Raw genomic sequence first — 18,139 nt, forward strand, 5'->3', positions numbered from 1 at the left:
ACCGGCCTTTCAAGGCAACCGCAGGGGCTGCGCTACGACGGAACGTCGCAATTAGCGCGAGACCTTGCCGGCCTTGATGCACGAGGTGCAGACGTTGAGCCGCTTCGGCGTCCGACCGACCACGGCACGCACGCGCTGGATGTTCGGGTTCCAGCGACGGGACGTACGGCGGTGCGAGTGCGAAATGTTGTTGCCGAAGCCCGGCCCCTTGCCGCAGACGTCGCAGTTGGCAGCCACGGGTCACTCCAAAGACTTCAGATTTACAGTGAAATCCGGCGCACCGGAATCAGGAGTCTGAAGTGGCTTGCCGGGGAACGGCCCGGTTTGAACCGGGCAACCGAAGCAGCATACAACGCCTGCCTCGGTGGAACGAAACTACCACGGTCTTCGCGGACCTCGCCCCGGGCCGAGGTCACGAGCGGGCCACCCCGGGTCTACCCTGCGGTGAGCTCACCGCCGAAGGAGGACCCCCGTTGTCGCGAGCCCTTCAGCCTGACGAGGAGCTCGTCGAGCTCGACGCCGAAGCGGTCCGGACCTGGTGCGCACGGGCCCTCGACGCCCTCGGACGGGAGCGCGAGGAGATCGACGCGATCAACGTCTACCCGGTCGCGGACGGGGACACCGGCACCAATCTGTACCTGACGGTCGAGGCCGCCCGGCAGGCCGTCGAAGCCGTCTTCGCGGCCTCCGCCCCCGACACCGCCGAGACCGTACGGGCCATGGCCCACGGCGCCCTGCTCGGCGCACGGGGCAACTCCGGCACCATCCTCGCCCAGCTCCTGCGCGGCATGGCCGCCGTCCTCGCCGAGGGGCGTGACGGGGATCACCTCGCCCGCGCCCTGGCCGAGGCGGCCGCCGCCGCCCGGCAGGCCGTCGCCCACCCCGTGGAGGGCACCGTCCTCACCGTGGCCGCGGCCGCCGCGGCCGGCTGCGCGGGCGGCGGCACCCTCCTGGAGGTCGCCGCCCGGGCCCACGACGGGGCCAGGGCCGCGCTGGAGGCGACCCCCGGCCAGCTGGCCGTCCTCGGCCGGGCCGGGGTCGTGGACGCCGGCGGACGCGGTCTGGTCGCCGTCCTCGGAGCGCTCGTCGAGACCGTGGGCGGCCGGACGCCCTCCTCCGCGGAGAGCGCGGCGGGCGCGGCGGGCGGGGTGCGGGCCCCCGGGGACGTACGGGCCGTACCGGCCGGCTCCGTCCCGGCCTGCGACGGCGAGGCCGGACCCGCCTACGAGGTGATCTACCTCCTGGAGGCCGAGGACGCCGCCGTGGACCTGCTGCGGGCCCGGCTCGACGCCCTCGGCGACTCCCTCGTCGTCGTCGGCGGCGACGGGCTGTGGAACGTCCACGTCCACGTCGACGACGCGGGCGCCGCCGTCGAGGCCGGCGTCGAGGCCGGCCGGCCCCACCGCATCCGCATCACCCACTTCGCGGCCGACGCGGCGGCCGCGAAGCCGTCCGGTCCGTCCGGTCCGTCCGGTCCGTTCGGACCGGACGAAGCGCCCGAAGCGCCCGAAGCGGCCGTCGGCGGGCGCGGGGAACGCGCCCGGCGCGCCGTCGTCGCCGTCCTCCCCGGCGAGGGCCTCGCCGGACTCTGCGCCGAGGCCGGCGCGACCACCGTCCGCAGCAGGCCCGGCGAACCGCCCGCCGACGACGACCTCCTGGAGGCGATCCGGCGGGCGCACGCGCGCGAGGTGGTCCTCCTGCCCAACGACACCGAGCTGCGCTTGACCGCGGCCGCGGCCGCCGAACGCGCCAGGGCCGAGGGCATCCACGTCGCCCTCATCCCGACCCGGGCCGCCGTCCAGGGCATCGCCGCCCTCGCCGTCCACGAACCCGACCGGCGCTTCGACGAGGACGTCGTCGCCATGACGGCCGCCGCCGGAGCCACCCGCTACGCCGAACTCGCCGTCGCCGAACGCCGGTCCTTCACCTCGGCCGGCGTCTGCCAGGCCGGCGACGTCCTCGGCCTCATCGAGGGCGACGTCGCCGTCATCGGCAAGGACCTGACCGAGACCGCCCGCACCGTCCTGGACCGCATGCTCTCGGCCGGCGGCGAACTCGTCACCCTCGTCGTCGCCGACGACACCCCGCCCGGGCTCGCCCCCGACCTGGAGGGCCACGTCCGGCGCGGCTACCTGGCCGTGGACACCACCACGTACCACGCGGGCGCGGGGGCACCGCCCCTGCTCATCGGGGTGGAATAGGCCCCGATCCCGGCGGTCGTCCACGGGCTTCGGCGCGACTGTCGGTCCCGTGGTCTTCAATGGAGGACGTGCCCGCGCTCGACGAACCACTCAAGAAGGCCCTCGGCCCCGCCACCGCCAAGGTCATGGCCGAGGCGCTCGACCTGCACACGGTCGGGGACCTGCTCCACCACTACCCCCGCCGGTACGCCGAGCGCGGGGAGCTGACCACGCTCTCCGAGCTCCCGCTCGACGAGCACGTCACGGTGGTCGCGCAGGTCGCCGACGCCCGGGTGCTGACCTTCAACGGCTCCAAGGGGCGCGGCCAGCGCCTCGAAGTGACCATCACCGACGGCAGCGGCCGGGTGCAGCTGGTCTTCTTCGGCAAGGGCGTGCACAAGCCGCACAAGGACCTGGTGCCCGGCACCCGCGCGATGTTCGCCGGCAAGGCCTCGCTCTTCAACCGGCGCCTCCAGCTGGCACACCCCTCCTACGCGTTGCTCCGCGGCGACGCCGACGAGGCCGTGGACACCTGGGCGGGCGCCCTCATCCCGATCTACCCGGCCACCGCCAAGCTGGAGTCCTGGAAGATCGCCAAGGCCGTCGACGCCGTCCTGCCCGGCGCCGGCGACGCCGTCGACCCGCTGCCGCCCGCCCTGCGCGAGGGCCGCGGCCTCGCCGAGCTGCCCGACGCCCTGCGGATGATCCACCGCCCCCGCACCAAGGCGGACGTCGCCGCCGCCCGCGAGCGGCTCAAGTGGGACGAGGCCTTCGTCCTCCAGGTCGCCCTCGCCCGCCGCCGGCACGCCGACACCCAACTGCCCGCCGTCGCCCGGCGACCGGCCCCCGGCGGCATCCTCGACGCCTTCGACGCCAGGCTGCCCTTCACCCTCACCGAGGGCCAGACGAAGGTCTCCCAGGAGATCTTCGACGACCTCGCCACCGAACACCCCATGCACCGCCTCCTCCAGGGCGAGGTCGGAAGCGGAAAGACCATGGTCGCGCTGCGCGCCATGCTCGCCGTCGTCGACTCCGGCGGACAGGCCGCGATGCTCGCCCCCACCGAGGTCCTCGCCCAGCAGCACCACCGCTCCGTCACCGAGATGATGGGCGAGCTGGCCGAGGGGGGCATGCTCGGCGGCGCCGAGCGCGCCACCAAGGTCGTCCTGCTCACCGGTTCCATGGGCGCCGCCGCCCGCCGTCAGGCCCTGCTCGACCTGGTCACCGGCGAGGCCGGCGTCGTCATCGGCACGCACGCGCTGATCGAGGACAAGGTCCGGTTCCACGACCTCGGCCTGGTCGTCGTCGACGAGCAGCACCGCTTCGGCGTCGAGCAGCGCGACGCCCTGCGCGGCAAGGGGAAGCAGCCCCCGCACCTCCTCGTCATGACCGCCACCCCCATCCCGCGCACGGTCGCCATGACCGTCTTCGGCGACCTGGAGACCTCCGTCCTCGACCAGCTGCCCGCAGGCCGTTCGCCGATCGCCAGCCACGTCGTCCCCGCCGCCGACAAGCCGCACTTCCTCGCGCGCGCCTGGGAGCGGGTCCGCGAGGAGGTGGCGAACGGCCACCAGGCGTACGTCGTCTGCCCCCGCATCGGCGACGAGGAGGACCAGAAGAAGACGTCCAAGGCGTCCCCCGAGGACGAGGCCGAGAAGCGCCCGCCGCTCGCCGTCCTCGACGTCGCCGAGAAGCTCGGCGCCGGCCCCCTCGCGGGCCTGCGGATCGCCGTCCTGCACGGCCGCATGCACCCGGACGACAAGGACGACGTCATGCGCCGCTTCGCCGCCGGCGAGCTCGACGTCCTCGTCGCCACCACGGTCATCGAGGTCGGCGTCAACGTGCCCAACGCCACCGCCATGGTGATCATGGACGCCGACCGCTTCGGCGTCTCCCAGCTCCACCAGCTGCGCGGCCGCGTCGGCCGGGGCTCCGCCCCCGGCCTCTGCCTCCTCGTCAGCGAGATGCCCGAGGCGAGCCCCGCCCGGCAGCGGCTGAACGCCGTCGCCACCACCCTCGACGGCTTCGAGCTCTCCCGCATCGACCTCGAACAGCGGCGCGAGGGCGACGTCCTCGGCCAGGCCCAGTCCGGCGTCCGCTCCTCCCTCCGGGTGCTCGCCGTCATCGACGACGAGGAGGTCATCGCCGCCGCCCGCGAGGAGGCCACCGCCCTCGTCCTCGCCGACCCCGACCTCGGCGCCCACCCCGGCCTGCGCACCGCGCTCGACGCCCTCCTCAGCGAGGAGCGGGAGACGTACCTGGACAAGGGCTAGACAAGGGCTGGACAAGGGCTGGACAAGGGCTGGACAAGGGCTGAGAAGGGCTGAGCGCCGCTCCGCGGCCATATCCTGGGACGTACGCATTGGACGACGCAGGACGAGGACACCGATGACCCGCGTGATCGCCGGCAGCGCCGGCGGACGGCGCCTGGCCGTGCCCCCCGGCAACGGCACCCGCCCCACCTCCGACCGGGCGCGGGAAGGCCTCTTCTCCACCTGGGAGTCGTTCCAGGGCCTGGCCGGGGCCCGGGTCGCCGACCTGTACGCCGGCTCCGGCGCCGTCGGCCTGGAGGCGCTCTCCCGGGGCGCGGCCCACGCCCTCCTGGTCGAGGCCGACCCCCGCGCCGCGAAGACGATCCGGGACAACATCCGGGCGATCGGCCTGCCCGGCGCCGAACTCCGCACCGGCAAGGCCGAGCAGATCGTGACGGGACCGGCCCCGGCCGACCCGTACGACCTGCTCTTCCTCGACCCGCCCTACGCCGTCGGGGACGACGATCTCCGGGAGATTCTCCTCACACTGCGCTCGGGGGGCTGGCTGAGCGAGGATGCCCTCGTCACCGTGGAGCGCAGCACCCGAGGCGGGGAGTTCGGCTGGCCCGAGGGCTTCGACCCCCTGCGGTCCCGTCGTTACGGCGAGGGAACGTTTTGGTACGGTCGCGCCGCCTCTACGTGCGAAGACGCACGATGACCGGACCGGAGAGCGAGGGACCCAAGTTGCGCCGCGCCGTCTGTCCGGGGTCATTCGACCCCATCACCAACGGACACCTCGACATCATCGCCCGCGCCTCCAAGCTGTACGACGTCGTACACGTGGCCGTGATGATCAACCAGTCGAAGAAGGGCCTCTTCACGGTCGACGAGCGGATAGAGCTGATCCGCGAGGTCACCGCCGACTTCGGCAACGTCGAGGTGGAGTCCTTCCACGGCCTCCTCGTCGACTTCTGCAAGCAGCGCGACATCCCCGCGATCGTCAAGGGCCTGCGCGCGGTCAGCGACTTCGACTACGAGCTGCAGATGGCCCAGATGAACATCGGCCTCTCGGGCGTGGAGACCCTGTTCGTCCCCACCAACCCGACGTACAGCTTCCTGTCCTCCTCGCTGGTCAAGGAAGTGGCCGCCTGGGGCGGCGACGTCGCCCACCTGGTCCCGCCGACGGTCCTCCCGAAGCTGACCGAGCGGCTCGCGCGGAAGTGACGCGCGGCCACCGCCGCTGACGCTCCGTCACCTGGTGTCGGACGGGCGCCGACTGCCCTTACAGTCGTCCCGTCCGTCTCCATCCAGCTGTAGAGAGTGGCGAGCACCAGGTGGACGTGCAGAAGAAGCTCGACGAGATCGTCGCGACCGTGCAGGGCGCCCGCTCCATGCCCATGTCGGCATCCTGCGTGGTCAACCGCGCCGAGCTGCTCGCCTTGCTCGAAGAGGTGCGCCAGGCCCTGCCCGGCTCCCTGGCCCAGGCCCAGGAGCTGATCGGCGGCCGCGAGCAGATGGTCGAGCGGGCCCGTCAGGAGGCCGAGCGGATCATCGAGGCCGCCCACGCCGAGCGGGGCTCGATCGTCTCCGACACCCAGGTCGCCCGCGAGTCGCAGGAGGAGGCCGACCGGATCCTCGCCGAGGCCCGCCGCGAGGCCGAGGAGGTGCGGGCCGAGGCCGACGACTACGTGGACTCCAAGCTCGCCAACTTCGAGGTCGTCCTCAACAAGACCATCGGCTCCGTCGACCGCGGGCGCGAGAAGCTCCTCGGCCGCGGCCCGGGCCTCGACCCGGACGGCTACGCCGACGCGGACGCCCCCGAGTACAGCGCCGACCCGGGGACCCTCGTCCAGCGGGCCGACGCGTACGTGGACGCGAAGCTGGGCGCCTTCGAGGCCGTCCTCAGCAAGACCCTGGAGGCCGTCGGGCGGGGCCGGCAGAAGCTGCACGGCCGGATCGCCACGGACGCCCTCGGCGAGCACATGGCCGCGCAGGACGGGCTCGGCGGCGCGGTCCACACCAGCGACGCGGACTACCTGGCCGGGCTCGCGGAGCTCTCCGACCCCGAGCCGGCGCAGCCGCAGGCCCCGCAGGTCCCCGCGCAGCAGCCCGACCCGTACGGATACCAGCAGCAGCCCCAGCAGGACCCCGCCTACGGCTACCAGCAGCAGGACGCCTACGGTTACCAGCAGCAGGACCCCTATGCGTACCAGGGGCAGTACGGCTACGAGCAGCAGCAGTACGACCCCCAGGGCCAGGTCCACGCCCAGCCCCACCAGCCGCAACAGGCCGCCGCGCTCGACGAGACCAGCTTCTTCGACACGAGCATGATCGACCTGGAGCAGCTGCGCCGGTACGAACAGGGGCGGTGAGGGGCGGAGAGCCCGGATTGGGCCCTGAGCGAAGCGTCCAGTATCCTGGCTCTTCGGTCGCGCTATGTCCGCGATCCCCGCTGCCCACGTCCGGCAGCCTCCTCCACGACGCAGAACGATCCGAAAGCAGGAAGAGCCCTGAGCACGCGCCTCGACCACCGCAACCCCCTCGTGTTCGACACGCACGAGCTGGGGCGGCGTCCTGGCGCCCTGCAGCGGCTCTCGCGTTCGGTCGAGGCGCCCGGTGGCTCCGCCGCGCTCGGCGTCGAAGGAGTGATCGGAGTGCCCGAGGGCTCTCCGGTGGAAATCGATCTCCGTCTTGAGTCGGTCATGGAAGGGGTGCTTGTCACAGGCACCGCCCGTGCGTCGGCCGAGGGGGAGTGCGTAAGGTGTCTGGAGCCCGTCGAGCTGGAGCTCGACGTGGACTTCCAGGAGATGTTCTCGTACCCCGACTCCGACGACCGGGGCCGCTCCAAGGCGGCCGCGGACGACGAAGCCGAGGACGACGAGGACATGATCCCCCTCGAGGACGGCATGTTCGACCTCGAACCCGTGCTGCGTGATGCGGTGGTGCTCGCACTGCCGATGCAGCCGGTGTGCCGGGAGGACTGTGCGGGTCTGTGTTCCGAGTGCGGAACCAACCTGAACGAGAACCCGGACCACCACCATGAAGCCGTCGACATCCGTTGGGCGGCACTGCAGGGACTCGCCGGTTCGCTGGGAACCGATGAGAAGGACAACATGAGCGGCAAAGCCTCTGACGGGGACGTCCGAAGCGCCGCCGAGAAGCAGGAGAAGTAGCCGTGGCTGTTCCGAAGCGGAAGATGTCGCGCAGCAACACGCGCCACCGCCGGTCGCAGTGGAAGGCTGCGGTCCCCACCCTGGTTTCGTGTGAGCGTTGCCAGGAGCCGAAGCTGCAGCACATCGCGTGCCCGAGCTGCGGCACCTACAACAAGCGCCAGGTCCTCTCGGTCTGAGTGGCTGGTGAGAGGCACGATGTCTGAGAGCATCAGCGCAGCCTCGTCCCACACGCTTCTGGAAGGGCGGCTCGGGTATCAGCTCGAGTCCGCCCTTCTGGTGCGTGCGCTGACCCATCGCTCGTACGCGTACGAGAACGGCGGTCTGCCCACCAACGAGCGCCTCGAGTTCCTCGGGGACTCCGTGCTCGGCCTGGTGGTCACGGACACGCTGTACCGCACCCACCCCGACCTGCCGGAAGGCCAGCTGGCCAAACTGCGGGCCGCGGTGGTCAACTCGCGTGCGCTGGCGGAGGTCGGCCGCGGCCTCGAACTCGGCTCCTTCATCCGGCTCGGCCGGGGCGAAGAGGGCACGGGCGGCCGGGACAAGGCGTCCATCCTCGCCGACACCCTCGAAGCGGTGATCGGCGCGGTCTATCTCGACCAGGGCCTCGACGCGGCGTCCGAGCTGGTGCACCGGCTCTTCGACCCGCTGATCGAGAAGTCCTCGAACCTCGGTGCCGGCCTGGACTGGAAGACCAGTCTCCAGGAGCTCACCGCGGCCGAGGGTCTGGGCGTCCCGGAGTACCTCGTCTCCGAGGAGGGCCCGGACCACGAGAAGACCTTCACCGCTGCCGCCCGCGTCGGTGGTGTCTCGTACGGCACCGGCACCGGCCGCAGCAAGAAGGAAGCGGAACAGCAGGCGGCGGAGTCCGCGTGGCGCGCGATCCGCGCGGCCGCGGACGAGCGCGTGGCGGCGGCGAAGGCCGCGGCCGACGCCGGCACGGTCGGCGAGCAGGACCGGAAGGACGGGGCCACCCCGGCCACCGCCTGACCGCGATCCCGCGCACTCCTTCGACGGAGTCCTCCCGCCCGCCCCGGCCAGGGGCGGGCGGAGCCGTTTCCGGGGGAGCGGAACGGGCCCGCCCCGGGCGGTAGGCTGGCTGGGCCGTCCGGTGGACCAGGGGCGTCACGCCCCGGGACCGCCACCCGCATCCCTCCGGAGGAGTCCCGTGCCCGAGCTGCCCGAGGTCGAGGTCGTACGGCGCGGTCTGGAGCGCTGGATCGCCGGGCGGACCGTGACCGAGGTCGAGGTGCTGCACCCCAGGGCCGTACGGCGCCATCCGGCGGGCGGCGAGGACTTCGCGGCCCGGCTGAAGGGGCAGCGCTTCGAGGGGGCGCGGCGGCGCGGGAAGTACCTCTGGCTGCCGCTGGCGGAGACCGGGACCTCCGTCCTGGGCCACCTCGGCATGAGCGGTCAGCTCCTCGTGCAGCCGGAGGACGCCCCGGACGAGAAGCACCTGCGCATCCGGGTCCGCTTCGATGACTCCCTCGGCACCGAGCTGCGCTTCGTCGACCAGCGCACCTTCGGCGGCCTCTCGCTCCACGACCAGACCCCCGACGGACTCCCGGACGTCATCGCGCACATCGCCCGCGACCCGCTGGACCCGGCGTTCGACGACGCCGCCTTCCAGGGCGCGCTGCGGCTGCGGCGTACGACGATCAAGCGGGCCCTGCTCGACCAGTCGCTGATCAGCGGCGTCGGGAACATCTACGCCGACGAGGCGCTCTGGCGGTCGAAGCTGCACTACGACCGGCCGACCGCCGCCCTGACCCGGCCGCGCTCGGCCGAGCTCCTCGGGCACGTCCGCGACGTGATGAACGCGGCGCTCGCGGTCGGCGGCACCAGCTTCGACAGCCTGTACGTGAACGTCAACGGCGAGTCCGGCTACTTCGACCGCTCGCTGGACGCCTACGGGCGCGAGGACGAGCCCTGCCGCCGCTGCGGCACGCCGATGCGGCGCCGCGCCTGGATGAACCGGTCCAGCTACTTCTGCCCGCGCTGCCAGCGCCCGCCGCGCACCAGCGTCTGAGCCGTCAGGCGGTGACGGTTCCGGCGCGCTCCGCGTCGTACCTCTCGCGGGCGGTCACGACCTGGCCCATCCGACCCTCCACCAGCTCGATCAGGCCGATCAGCCGCTCCGCGACCTCGCGGCCGAGCGGGGTCAGCCGGTAGTCGACCCGCGGCGGGTTCGTGGGCTGCGCCTCGCGGTGGACGAGGCCGTCGCGCTCCAGGGCGTGCAGGGTCTGCGACAGCATCTTCTCGCTCACGCCGTCGACCCGGCGCCGCAGCTCGTTGAAGCGGAACGTCCCTTCGTGCAGGGCGCCCAGGGTCAGGCTGCCCCAGCGGCCCGTCACGTGCTCCAGCGTGCCGCGCGAGGGGCAGGCGCGCGCGAACACGTCGTAGGCGAGGTCGTCAGTCATGGCTCCACGGTACTCCGGCACAGCGCTTACCGCCATAAGGGCGCTAACCATCCGCTTGCGCTATCTAAAAGTTAGTGCTCTACTTCTGGTCATCACCCCTCACACCTCTCCGAGGAGTCCTCTGTGACCACCCCCGTCGTCTCCATCGCCTACCACTCCGGCTACGGCCACACCGCGGTCCTGGCCGAAGCCGTCCGCGACGGCGCCGCCGACGCGGGCGCCACCGTCCACCTGATCAAGGTCGACGGGATCACCGAGGCCGAGTGGGCGCTGCTCGACGCCTCCGACGCGATCGTCTTCGGCTCCCCGACCTACATGGGCACCGCCTCCGGCGCCTTCCACCAGTTCGCCGAGGCCACCTCCAAGCGCTGGTTCACCGACGCCTGGCAGGACAAGCTCGCCGCCGGCTTCACCAACTCCGGCTCCAAGAGCGGCGACAAGCTGCACACCCTGCAGTTCTTCCAGACCCTCGCCGGCCAGCACGGCATGACCTGGGTCAACCTCGGCCTGAAGCCCGGCTGGAACACCACCGAGGCCTCCGAGAACGACCTCAACCGCCTCGGCTTCTTCGCCGGCGCCGGCGCCCAGACCCACAACGACCTCGGCCCCGAGGGCGTCCACAAGGCGGACGTCGCCACCGCCGAGCACCTCGGCCGCCGCGTGGCGCGGACCGCCCGCACGTTCGCCCTGGGCAAGACCGCGGCCTGAAGCTCCCGCACCCGCCCGCACCCGCGGACCTCGCCCGTACGGCCCCGCGGGGAGCCCTCGGCGCGGGGCGCTTCCACGGCCTCGGGCAGGCCGCGGACGCGGTGTGGGCCGCCCCGGTGCCGATCACGGCCCGGAGGCGGGCCGGCGGGATCACTTCCGCCGCTTGGCCTTCGCCTTCTGCTCGGCTTCCTTGCGCTTCTGGAGCGTGTACGGGGACCAGTCACCCCGATGGCGGTCGTACCGGGACGCCCCGATCATGGCGAGCCGCCGGCATCTGGTCCCCTTCCGTGGCGGTGTACAGGGGGCATGCAGGCCGCCCGGAAGTCCCCGAGGGGGCCCGTACTGGGCGCTGCCGGTTGCTGGGGCTGCCGTACTTCGCTGCGGTACAGCAACTGCCCGAGGGCTCCGGAGACGTAGTGGCATCCGGCCGTTGACCCTGGCTCCGCCGAGAGGCCGTTCAGCTCTCATGCCAGCTTGAGGCCCTTACGCGTCAGAGCCTCCGGCCGTATGTTCTCTCCTGACAGATACATGATAGGCGGGGGCATGTCAGGACAATTGTTCACCTTGATCGGTGTGCTCGTCGGCGCGGTTGCGTCGTACGTCGGCGGAGCCCTGATGGAGAGATCTCGGTGGCGGCGCCAACTTTCCACACGGTGGGACGAGCGTCGCCTGGAGTGCTATCTCCGGTTTGCCGACGCGGTCAAGAGGTTCACCTCGCTGGCAGGTCGTCTGGCCGCAGGCAAGGGACTCTTCGACCTGCCCCATCCACTCGCCGGGGAGGCCGGCCTGGAGCTGCTGGCCGAAGCCGAGCTTGAGCGTGGCTATGCGTTCGAAGCCGTGCTCCTTATGGGAGACGCGGAATCCATCTCGGCAGCCAGATCGCTACAGCGGCACGCCTGGGTACTGGAACAGTTCGTTCGAGACATGCGCCCAGGTGCGTCAGACGACTGGATGAGGGCGTTCCGGGAGTTCCAGGAGAAGCGTGACGAGTTCTACCTTGCCGCACGCAACAGCCTCGGCGTCCATGCAAAGTTCCGGCTGCGATCCGAAGATCCCGCCATCCTCAGCCCGGACGCCCGCCACTCGTAGCCACGTCTGGCCGGTGAGCGGCACCCAGGGCTACGCACAGGGGCGTTCACCTGCGTTCATGGGCGGATGGCCGCCGGTGCCGGGAGCGCTGCACGTCCCGCCTGAACGGCCGTGAACGGGGCTGCATGAGACGGAAACCGAGACGGCCGCCCATGATCCTGGAGCTGACCTCGCCACCAGGGCGCGTCCAGGCTGTCAGCCGGGATGACCTTGGCCCTTGCCAGGATCTTCCCATCGAGGGCACGCACAAGGGCGCGCAACTCACGTGCGCTCTTCCTGGGCAGCGCGTGAAGCACGGCTTCGAGGTGCTCGCGGAAGCCGGCGCCGTGGCACCCGCACTCGGGAATGCCGCAATCAGGACCTAAGAGGGGATCTACAAGTTGTCTGACGGGGCATGAGCAAGGGCCCGCCAGTGCCAGAACGCTTCCTCTGTGGCCCCGGGCCAGAAGCGGGTCCGCTCCAAGCGGCGCAGGTCGGCTGTGCACCACCCCGAAAGGCGATCCATGAGCGGGTGTCGTCGCTGCCGCAGGAGGCGGACCGATCAGCTCGCCCCCGACTCCCCTCCCGTCTGCCGTCGACCCGCACACCGTGGAGCAGGCCCGATGCCGTGTCTGCTCGGCCCTGCCCGGGCCGACGGCAGACGGGAGGGGCGCCCCCACCGCCACACCCCACCGGCCGGCACCCGCGTACAGGCCCCCTCCGTCCCGGAGCCGGAGCGCCCCCGCCGGAGGCATCGCCTTTGAGCCGCATGCACGTACCGCCTCGGCCCGAACCGCGGTTCGTCACCTTCTCTGCACTGACGGCACGAGCCAAATGGCGTCCGATCCAGCGTGGGCGCCTGGCGTGGCCGTACATCGTCATAAGCTGAAAGCTCGCCTCCGGACCTTCGCCGGTCGCCGGGCCCGGCGCGGGAGCAGGCACCATGTGATCACCGACCGGCACGGAACCCCCCTCGTCGACTCTTGGAAACGCCTGCCCGAGGGGCTGGTACGCACAGACGTGCGAAACGCGAATGGTTGCCCCCGCTTGCAGGGGGTGATGGGCTGACGGACCATCACAGCGACGGGCACCTCTGCCAGGTGTTCCCACCCGCCACTGCTTGCTTCGGAGTGATGCCCCCATGGACGAGTCCTCGCTGGCCGGTGTCGATTCGGTCGTAAGCGGCGGCAGGGCCGTCATGACGGCCGAGGACAGCGTCGTCGTCGACGTCGTGAAGGCCACCGTGAAGAGCGGCAGAACCGCCACCTTCTACCTGACCCCCTCCCAGTTCTCGGCCGTCAACGCGTGGTACTGGACCCCTCAGCGGATGAAGCACATGGGACTCGAGCCGGTGTCGGACGAGGAAATGGCCCGGATCGGAACCGCACTCGGAACTGAGGCGAGCGGCTCGGCCTACTCCAACCGGATCAAGTGCCCCAACGGACACTCGTACGGCGCGTTCGAATTCGTGCAGCAGGGAATCGAAGAGCACGGACTGGACGCCACCCGAGCGGTCTTCAACCTGGCGGACACGGCCGTCATCCGCGCCAATCCCCACCAGCAAGTCGTGTGTGCCACTTGTCGGCGTCGACTCGCGAGCCCGCACTACTACGTCTACTGGCGCTACGGATGCTGCGTGGACCTGGACGACACCTCCACCGCGGCCTTCGCGACTCGACACGGCTGACGGCCGGCCTCGCCCGCGGGCCGTGTACGGACCGGCGTCCGCGATCAGCCAACTGGCCTGTCAACCCAAGCTGTCAGGCGTGCGGACGGCGGCCTGGCTGGAGCGGGGCACAGACAGGAGCGCAGGCCCGGGCGACGGGCCGCGCGCGCCGCGCCGTGCGCGGCGGATGCCTTGATGAGGTAGGGAAACCTGTAACAGGCTCCTTGTCGGCCTACGCCTCAGGAGCCACGAAGCAGATGGCGTCGGCGCGCTGGTTGTCGCCGAAGGGGTGAGAGGCTTCGCCGATCTTGGTCCATCCCAGTCGCTGGTAGAGGCGGATGGCCGCAGCGTCCTTGGTCAGGACGTCCAGTACCAACCGGATGTCGTGCTCTCGGGCCCATGCCGATGCCGCCTGCATCAGTTGTTGGCCCACTGCGTGCTCACGGGCTTCCGCGACGACGAACAAACGGGCCAGGACCGCTACGTGCTCCTCGTCGTCCCCGCTCTGCTCCGTCCACATGGCCGCTGATTCCTCGCCTTGCGGTCGCATCACCGAGACGTGGCCAACGATCCGGCCCTGGAGTTCTCCCACCCAAGCGGCCAGTACGTTCGCCGACTGGATCCACCCTTCGGGGTCGGTCACTCCCTCGACCGGGTAACCGTCCGAAGCGTGCACCGAGACCAAGGCCGCCGCGGCGCCCTCCAGGTCAGAGGTTGCGAAGGGACGGACGACAGTGCTCTCCACGGGAGCTCCTCTATTCGACGGGCAGTTCGTACAACAAGCCGGTCTGATCTCCTCGGTGCACGTACCTCGACACCTCGAAGGGCACGCCGTCCTGGTCCAGACTCGTGTGCAGCACTTCGAGGACGGGGACCCCTGGCAGGAGGTCCAGCACCACGGCTTCCTCGGGCGACGGCATCCGAGTGCTGATCTCGTCGCGTACGCGGGTCATGACGTGCCCCAACTCTTCGAGGCGTCCGTAGATCCCGTCCTTGCCGGACTTGGGCTGCACGAGCAGGGTCCCCCGGGCTTCGTCCCAGCGCAGAAACGTCGAAACGATCTGCACGGGCTCGTCGCCGGCGAAGTAGTGGTTCTCGCGGTGAACCACGCTTGCCTCGTCGGCCGGCACGTTGAGTCGCTCCGCGACATCGCGGGGAGGGACCTCCCGCTCGATGCTGACGACATCGATCCGAGCTTCCTTGCCCTGCTTCTTCGCTTCCAGGCGGAACGGGGTCAGTCCCGTCCGGCGGTTCCTGCGGGCGTAGCGATCGCTCCCGAACCGGAAGAGCCGTTGAGGCTCGCGTACGAACACCCCGCGCCCATGGCGTGCTGTCACGAGCCCCTGCTCGGCAAGGAGCCGGACGGCTTCGCGTGCTGTGTTGCGCGCCGCACCGTACTGCTCTGCCAAGGAGCGTTCAGAGGGGAGTCTGTCGCCGGGGGACAGCTGCCCGGACTCGATGGACGCGCGTAGGTCTTCCGCGATGCGCCTGCTCGCGGGCTGCTGCGAGGCAGCTCCGGACGCCGTCATGCAGTCATCATAGCGACTGGCTTAAGCCAGTTGGATACGTGTCGAGGGACCACCCGTGCTGTGCCCAGGGACGGCGCTCAACCGCCAAGAAGAACCGCCGCCCCTGGCTCCCACGAAGGGAAGTTCCATGACGCCTGGTTCTGTTGAGGTCCACCGCCGCTCGATGTGAGGTCGGGCCTGCCCGGCTTGCTTGGAGGGGCGGTGCCCTGACCCTGCTGAGTGCCTGTACTTCCTGACCTCGCGTCCGTGGGCCGACTGCTCCGTCCGTGAGGGGTCCGGCTGGGCGGGCGAGGACGCTGATCCGGCGACGGTCTTCCCCGTCGCCCCGGAGGCCGTGGCTCGTGTCGCGGCCTCCCTGGGCACCGACTCCCTCCCCCTGGCCGACCTCCTGCGAGTGGCCAACACCCCCGGCTTCGACCGCTGGCGGGAGCGGATCCGTCGTATGGGTGGCTGCTCGGATCCGATCCACCTGTCCGGCACCACGGTGACCCGTGACCGGCGGACCGGGGACGTCCTGTACGCGTACTCGACGGCCGAGGAGCCGGGGGGCCGGTTACGGGTCGCCTGCGGCAACCGCCGGGCCTCCCGCCGCCCGTCCTGCGCCTGGACCTACGCGGGGGACACCTGCCACCTGGTCCGGGCCGGGATCACCGGGGACGAGCGCAAGAACGTCCCCGCCACGGTGCGGGATCACCCCCGGGTCTTCGCCACCCCGACCGCCCCGTCCTTCGGCCCGGTCCACAGCCGCCCCGCCTCCGGCCGGTGCCGCACCGCCCACGCCGAGCACGATCCCGCCCTCGGTACGGCCCTGGACCCGGCCCGGTACGACTACGCGGGCGCGGTGCTGTGGAACAACCACGCCGGGCATCTGCGGCGGCGCTTCACCATCTACCTGCGCCGCCAGACCGCCGCCCGTGCCGGGTCACGGCCCCGGGACGGCCCGCATCCATGCGTAGGGCTCTGACCTGCGGGAATCTCAGTACCCGAAGTCCTGGGTCCACCAGGGGCCGCCGTCGCCGAAGACCACGCCCACGCCCATGGTCGTGAAGTCGCAGTTCAGGATGTTGGCGCGGTGGCCGTCGCTGTTCATCCAGGACGCCATCACCGCCGCCGCGTCCACCTGGCCACGGGCGATGTTCTCGCCGCCCATGCCCGAGATGCCCGCCTGCTCCGCCCGGACCCACGGGGTGTCGCCGTCCGGGTCCGTGTGGTCGAAGAAGCCGCGCGTCGCCATGTCCGCGCTGAACGCGCCGGCCAGCGCCGCGAGCCGCGCGTCCGCGCGCACCGGCGTGCAGCCCACCTTGGCGCGCTCGGTGTTGACCAGGCGGAAGACCTCGGCCTCGGCGGCCTCGCCCCGGTCGGCGGTGGAGGTGACCGGGGCCTTCTCCGTCGGCGCCGCCGTAGTCGGGACCCGCTTCGGCGCGGGTGCCTTCGTCGGAGGCGCCTTCGTCGTGGGCGCCTCCGGCCCGGGCGCCTTCGTCGTGGGCGCGGCCGAGGCCTTCGGCGCCACCGGCTTCGTGACGGGGGCCTTCGTCCTCGCCTTCGTCCTCGAAGGGGTCGGCGTCGGCTTCGGGGTGGCCTTCGGGCTCGGCTTCGTCGACGGGGAGGCGGAGGCGCCGCTCTTCCCGGTGCCGGTGCCCGTGCTCTCGCCCGTCACCGCACCCCCCGACTCACCGGCCGGGGTCTGCGTGGAGCCGCCCTGCGTCGTCAGCTCCGGGGCCTGCCGGGACTGGACCTGGTGCTCGCTCGTCCCGGCCTTGCCGGCGGTGAACACGTCCCCGCCGGGAAGCAGACCCGAGGCGACGGCGACGGCGCCGACCGCGACGGCCGCGGAGGCACCGAGCAGGCCGGTGCGCACGGGCCGCCGACGGCGGGCGGCACCCCGGTGCGGGCGGTCCGAACCGGCCGCGTAATCTTCTGCGGCGGGTGCGGCGCCGGAGCGACGATGGCGTCCCATCTGCTCTGCCTTCCTCTTGCTGGTCTTCGCTGGTTCTTTGCCGAGCTTTGCCGGGCTTTGCTGATCTTTGCTGTCGACACCGTTCCGGAGGGGCATCCGGAGGGCGGTCGAACGGAGCGCGCCCGAACGGGTGAGGTGTGTTCGGTCGGGACTGTACGCGATGGAAAGCAGGGGCGATGTGCTCATCCGGCAATCGGCCCGTTAGCGTGCAGCCATGAGCGACGACGCACGGATGACCGCCTGGGTGCGCGGCCGGGTACAGGGAGTGGGCTTCCGCTGGTTCACCAGGGCAAACGCCTTGGAGATCGGTGGTCTGGTGGGCTTCGCCCTGAACCTCGACGACGGGCGGGTGCAGGTGGTGGCCGAGGGGCCGCGTGAGAATTGCCACCGTCTGCTCGACTGGCTTCACTCCGACGACACACCCGGACGTGTGGACGGCGTCACTGAGATCTGGGACACCCCGCGCGGCGGCTACGACGGCTTCGCCATCCGCTGACGATCACGCTCCGACACCCCGCCCGGTGACCCAGAGCGGCGCCGGGCGGACGTGCGGTAACAGGGGTGTGACCAGCGAAGCACCTGATGGTTGCCATCTGGCGCCGGTCGTGCGAGGCTGCCCCGTAAGGATGATCGCGACGCCCCCGAGGCACCGAGTTCGAAGGCCCCGCCGCCCGCTGAGCGGCCGTGGACTCCTCGGCAGCCCTGCAAACGGGGCGTGATCGTGTTGACCGTCAAACTTTTTGGTGAGACTCTGGAAGCCCCGCGCACCTTAGCTGTTTGGCAGTGGAACCGGCACGACAAGCAGTACTGCCGAGCACCGCGGGTGCGAATCCCTCACGACCCACACCGCTTCGGTCGGTCACTCATTGTGGAGGACCATCCATCATGGCAAAGGCGCTTCTCGGATACGTCGGCGGCTCCGACCCGCGACTCCTCGCCGAGATGCGACGGCTTCAGCAGCGCGTCCAGGACCTCGAATCCGAGCTGGTACGGATCCAGTCCGAGAACGACACGCTCGCCGCTGCCGCCGCTCAGCACCAGGGAGAGTCGCTGCTGAACAGCATCGACCTCGACGTACCCCAGGCAGAGCCCGCGCTCACCTGACAACCCAGCCCTCAGGGGCCAGGTGGAAAGCATTCTCGTCGGCGCAGCCGGACACCACACCGCTGATCGTGCGGATCGCACA

19 protein-coding genes and 1 pseudogene are annotated in these 18,139 nt (G+C 71.2%); 15 read left to right on the forward strand and 5 right to left on the reverse strand.

All coding sequences use genetic code 11. The features are described from left to right. Positions 1-51: 51 nt before the first annotated feature. The gene (gene rpmB, locus ACZ66Z_RS26475; protein WP_003957616.1) at positions 52-237 is read right to left on the reverse strand and encodes a 50S ribosomal protein L28; all 186 of its coding nucleotides are present in this window, start codon (positions 235-237) and stop codon (positions 52-54) included. 236 nt (positions 238-473) lie between these two features. Between rpmB and ACZ66Z_RS26480 the strand changes: the two genes are divergently transcribed. From ACZ66Z_RS26480 to mutM, 9 genes are all read left to right on the forward strand, one after another. After that, positions 474-2,201 carry a DAK2 domain-containing protein gene (locus tag ACZ66Z_RS26480; protein ID WP_469937865.1) on the forward strand — a complete coding sequence of 576 codons (1,728 nt, stop codon included), beginning with the start codon at positions 474-476 and terminating at the stop codon, positions 2,199-2,201. 59 nt (positions 2,202-2,260) lie between these two features. Continuing rightward, complete coding sequence (gene recG / locus ACZ66Z_RS26485) at positions 2,261-4,453, forward strand: ATP-dependent DNA helicase RecG (RefSeq protein ID WP_469937866.1); 2,193 nt, start codon at positions 2,261-2,263, stop codon at positions 4,451-4,453. A 115-nt stretch (positions 4,454-4,568) separates the two neighbouring features. Continuing rightward, on the forward strand, positions 4,569-5,150 hold the full coding sequence (gene rsmD, locus ACZ66Z_RS26490) for a 16S rRNA (guanine(966)-N(2))-methyltransferase RsmD (RefSeq protein ID WP_469937867.1): 582 nt from the start codon (positions 4,569-4,571) through the stop codon (positions 5,148-5,150). A gap of 26 nt (positions 5,151-5,176) precedes the next feature. Then, entirely contained in the window at positions 5,177-5,656 is a 480-nt protein-coding gene (gene coaD / locus ACZ66Z_RS26495) for a pantetheine-phosphate adenylyltransferase (protein ID WP_469937979.1), read from the forward strand. Between the two features lie 110 nt (positions 5,657-5,766). Next, a complete protein-coding gene (locus tag ACZ66Z_RS26500; RefSeq protein WP_469937868.1) occupies positions 5,767-6,804 on the forward strand; it encodes an ATP synthase F0 subunit B in 1,038 nt (345 codons plus the stop codon). Positions 6,805-6,942: 138 nt separating this feature from the next. Next, a complete protein-coding gene (locus ACZ66Z_RS26505; RefSeq protein ID WP_469937980.1) occupies positions 6,943-7,605 on the forward strand; it encodes a YceD family protein in 663 nt (220 codons plus the stop codon). 2 nt (positions 7,606-7,607) lie between these two features. Further along, positions 7,608-7,781 carry a 50S ribosomal protein L32 gene (gene rpmF / locus ACZ66Z_RS26510; RefSeq protein ID WP_015036448.1) on the forward strand — a complete coding sequence of 58 codons (174 nt, stop codon included), beginning with the start codon at positions 7,608-7,610 and terminating at the stop codon, positions 7,779-7,781. A 19-nt stretch (positions 7,782-7,800) separates the two neighbouring features. Further along, positions 7,801-8,595, forward strand: a complete 795-nt coding sequence (gene rnc, locus ACZ66Z_RS26515) for a ribonuclease III (protein WP_469937869.1) — start codon at positions 7,801-7,803, stop codon at positions 8,593-8,595. A gap of 178 nt (positions 8,596-8,773) precedes the next feature. After that, entirely contained in the window at positions 8,774-9,634 is an 861-nt protein-coding gene (gene mutM, locus ACZ66Z_RS26520) for a bifunctional DNA-formamidopyrimidine glycosylase/DNA-(apurinic or apyrimidinic site) lyase (protein ID WP_469937870.1), read from the forward strand. Between the two features lie 4 nt (positions 9,635-9,638). Here the strand turns inward: mutM and ACZ66Z_RS26525 are convergent, their stop codons facing one another. Then, positions 9,639-10,025 (reverse strand): winged helix-turn-helix transcriptional regulator, encoded by a 387-nt coding sequence (locus ACZ66Z_RS26525; RefSeq protein WP_469937871.1) that lies wholly within the window; start codon positions 10,023-10,025, stop codon positions 9,639-9,641. Positions 10,026-10,148: 123 nt separating this feature from the next. Here ACZ66Z_RS26525 and ACZ66Z_RS26530 point away from each other — a divergent pair, with 123 nt between their 5' ends. The 3 genes from ACZ66Z_RS26530 to ACZ66Z_RS26540 all read left to right on the forward strand — a co-directional run bounded on the left by ACZ66Z_RS26530 (position 10,149) and on the right by ACZ66Z_RS26540 (position 13,488). Continuing rightward, positions 10,149-10,733 (forward strand): flavodoxin family protein, encoded by a 585-nt coding sequence (locus ACZ66Z_RS26530; protein ID WP_469937872.1) that lies wholly within the window; start codon positions 10,149-10,151, stop codon positions 10,731-10,733. 564 nt (positions 10,734-11,297) lie between these two features. After that, on the forward strand, positions 11,298-11,822 hold the full coding sequence (locus tag ACZ66Z_RS26535; RefSeq protein WP_469937873.1) for a hypothetical protein: 525 nt from the start codon (positions 11,298-11,300) through the stop codon (positions 11,820-11,822). A gap of 1,120 nt (positions 11,823-12,942) precedes the next feature. Beyond that, positions 12,943-13,488 carry a hypothetical protein gene (locus ACZ66Z_RS26540; protein ID WP_469937874.1) on the forward strand — a complete coding sequence of 182 codons (546 nt, stop codon included), beginning with the start codon at positions 12,943-12,945 and terminating at the stop codon, positions 13,486-13,488. Positions 13,489-13,699: 211 nt separating this feature from the next. Here the strand turns inward: ACZ66Z_RS26540 and ACZ66Z_RS26545 are convergent, their stop codons facing one another. After that, positions 13,700-14,212: a GNAT family N-acetyltransferase gene (locus ACZ66Z_RS26545; protein WP_469937875.1), complete on the reverse strand. Its 513-nt coding sequence runs from the start codon at positions 14,210-14,212 to the stop codon at positions 13,700-13,702. Positions 14,213-14,222: 10 nt separating this feature from the next. Then, positions 14,223-14,996: a GntR family transcriptional regulator gene (locus tag ACZ66Z_RS26550; RefSeq protein ID WP_469937876.1), complete on the reverse strand. Its 774-nt coding sequence runs from the start codon at positions 14,994-14,996 to the stop codon at positions 14,223-14,225. A gap of 334 nt (positions 14,997-15,330) precedes the next feature. Here ACZ66Z_RS26550 and ACZ66Z_RS26555 point away from each other — a divergent pair. Then, a pseudogene (locus ACZ66Z_RS26555) lies at positions 15,331-15,948 on the forward strand (replication initiator); the annotation flags it as partial. Positions 15,949-15,972: 24 nt separating this feature from the next. Here the strand turns inward: ACZ66Z_RS26555 and ACZ66Z_RS26560 are convergent. Further along, positions 15,973-16,953: a CAP domain-containing protein gene (locus ACZ66Z_RS26560; protein WP_469937981.1), complete on the reverse strand. Its 981-nt coding sequence runs from the start codon at positions 16,951-16,953 to the stop codon at positions 15,973-15,975. A gap of 214 nt (positions 16,954-17,167) precedes the next feature. On the opposite strand from ACZ66Z_RS26560, the gene ACZ66Z_RS26565 reads away from it, so the two are divergent. Both ACZ66Z_RS26565 and ACZ66Z_RS26570 read left to right on the forward strand, forming a co-directional pair. Next, positions 17,168-17,449 carry an acylphosphatase gene (locus tag ACZ66Z_RS26565; protein WP_053644541.1) on the forward strand — a complete coding sequence of 94 codons (282 nt, stop codon included), beginning with the start codon at positions 17,168-17,170 and terminating at the stop codon, positions 17,447-17,449. A 389-nt stretch (positions 17,450-17,838) separates the two neighbouring features. Continuing rightward, a complete protein-coding gene (locus ACZ66Z_RS26570) occupies positions 17,839-18,057 on the forward strand; it encodes a hypothetical protein (RefSeq protein ID WP_030690660.1) in 219 nt (72 codons plus the stop codon). The last annotated feature ends 82 nt before the right edge of the window (positions 18,058-18,139 follow it).

The sequence above is a fragment of the Streptomyces sp. NPDC107498 genome (assembly GCF_055582805.1).

What these genes read in the sequence shown, in the direction of transcription:
- recG (WP_469937866.1), top strand. Translation starts at nt 2,261, where the DNA reads ATGGAGGACGTGCCCGCGCTCGACGAACCACTCAAGAAGGCCCTCGGC.
- rsmD (WP_469937867.1), top strand. Translation starts at nt 4,569, where the DNA reads ATGACCCGCGTGATCGCCGGCAGCGCCGGCGGACGGCGCCTGGCCGTG.
- rnc (WP_469937869.1), top strand. Translation starts at nt 7,801, where the DNA reads ATGTCTGAGAGCATCAGCGCAGCCTCGTCCCACACGCTTCTGGAAGGG.
- ACZ66Z_RS26525 (WP_469937871.1), bottom strand. Translation starts at nt 10,025, where the DNA reads ATGACTGACGACCTCGCCTACGACGTGTTCGCGCGCGCCTGCCCCTCG.
- ACZ66Z_RS26540 (WP_469937874.1), top strand. Translation starts at nt 12,943, where the DNA reads ATGGACGAGTCCTCGCTGGCCGGTGTCGATTCGGTCGTAAGCGGCGGC.
- ACZ66Z_RS26550 (WP_469937876.1), bottom strand. Translation starts at nt 14,996, where the DNA reads ATGACGGCGTCCGGAGCTGCCTCGCAGCAGCCCGCGAGCAGGCGCATC.
- ACZ66Z_RS26560 (WP_469937981.1), bottom strand. Translation starts at nt 16,953, where the DNA reads ATGGGACGCCATCGTCGCTCCGGCGCCGCACCCGCCGCAGAAGATTAC.
- ACZ66Z_RS26565 (WP_053644541.1), top strand. Translation starts at nt 17,168, where the DNA reads ATGAGCGACGACGCACGGATGACCGCCTGGGTGCGCGGCCGGGTACAG.
- ACZ66Z_RS26570 (WP_030690660.1), top strand. Translation starts at nt 17,839, where the DNA reads ATGGCAAAGGCGCTTCTCGGATACGTCGGCGGCTCCGACCCGCGACTC.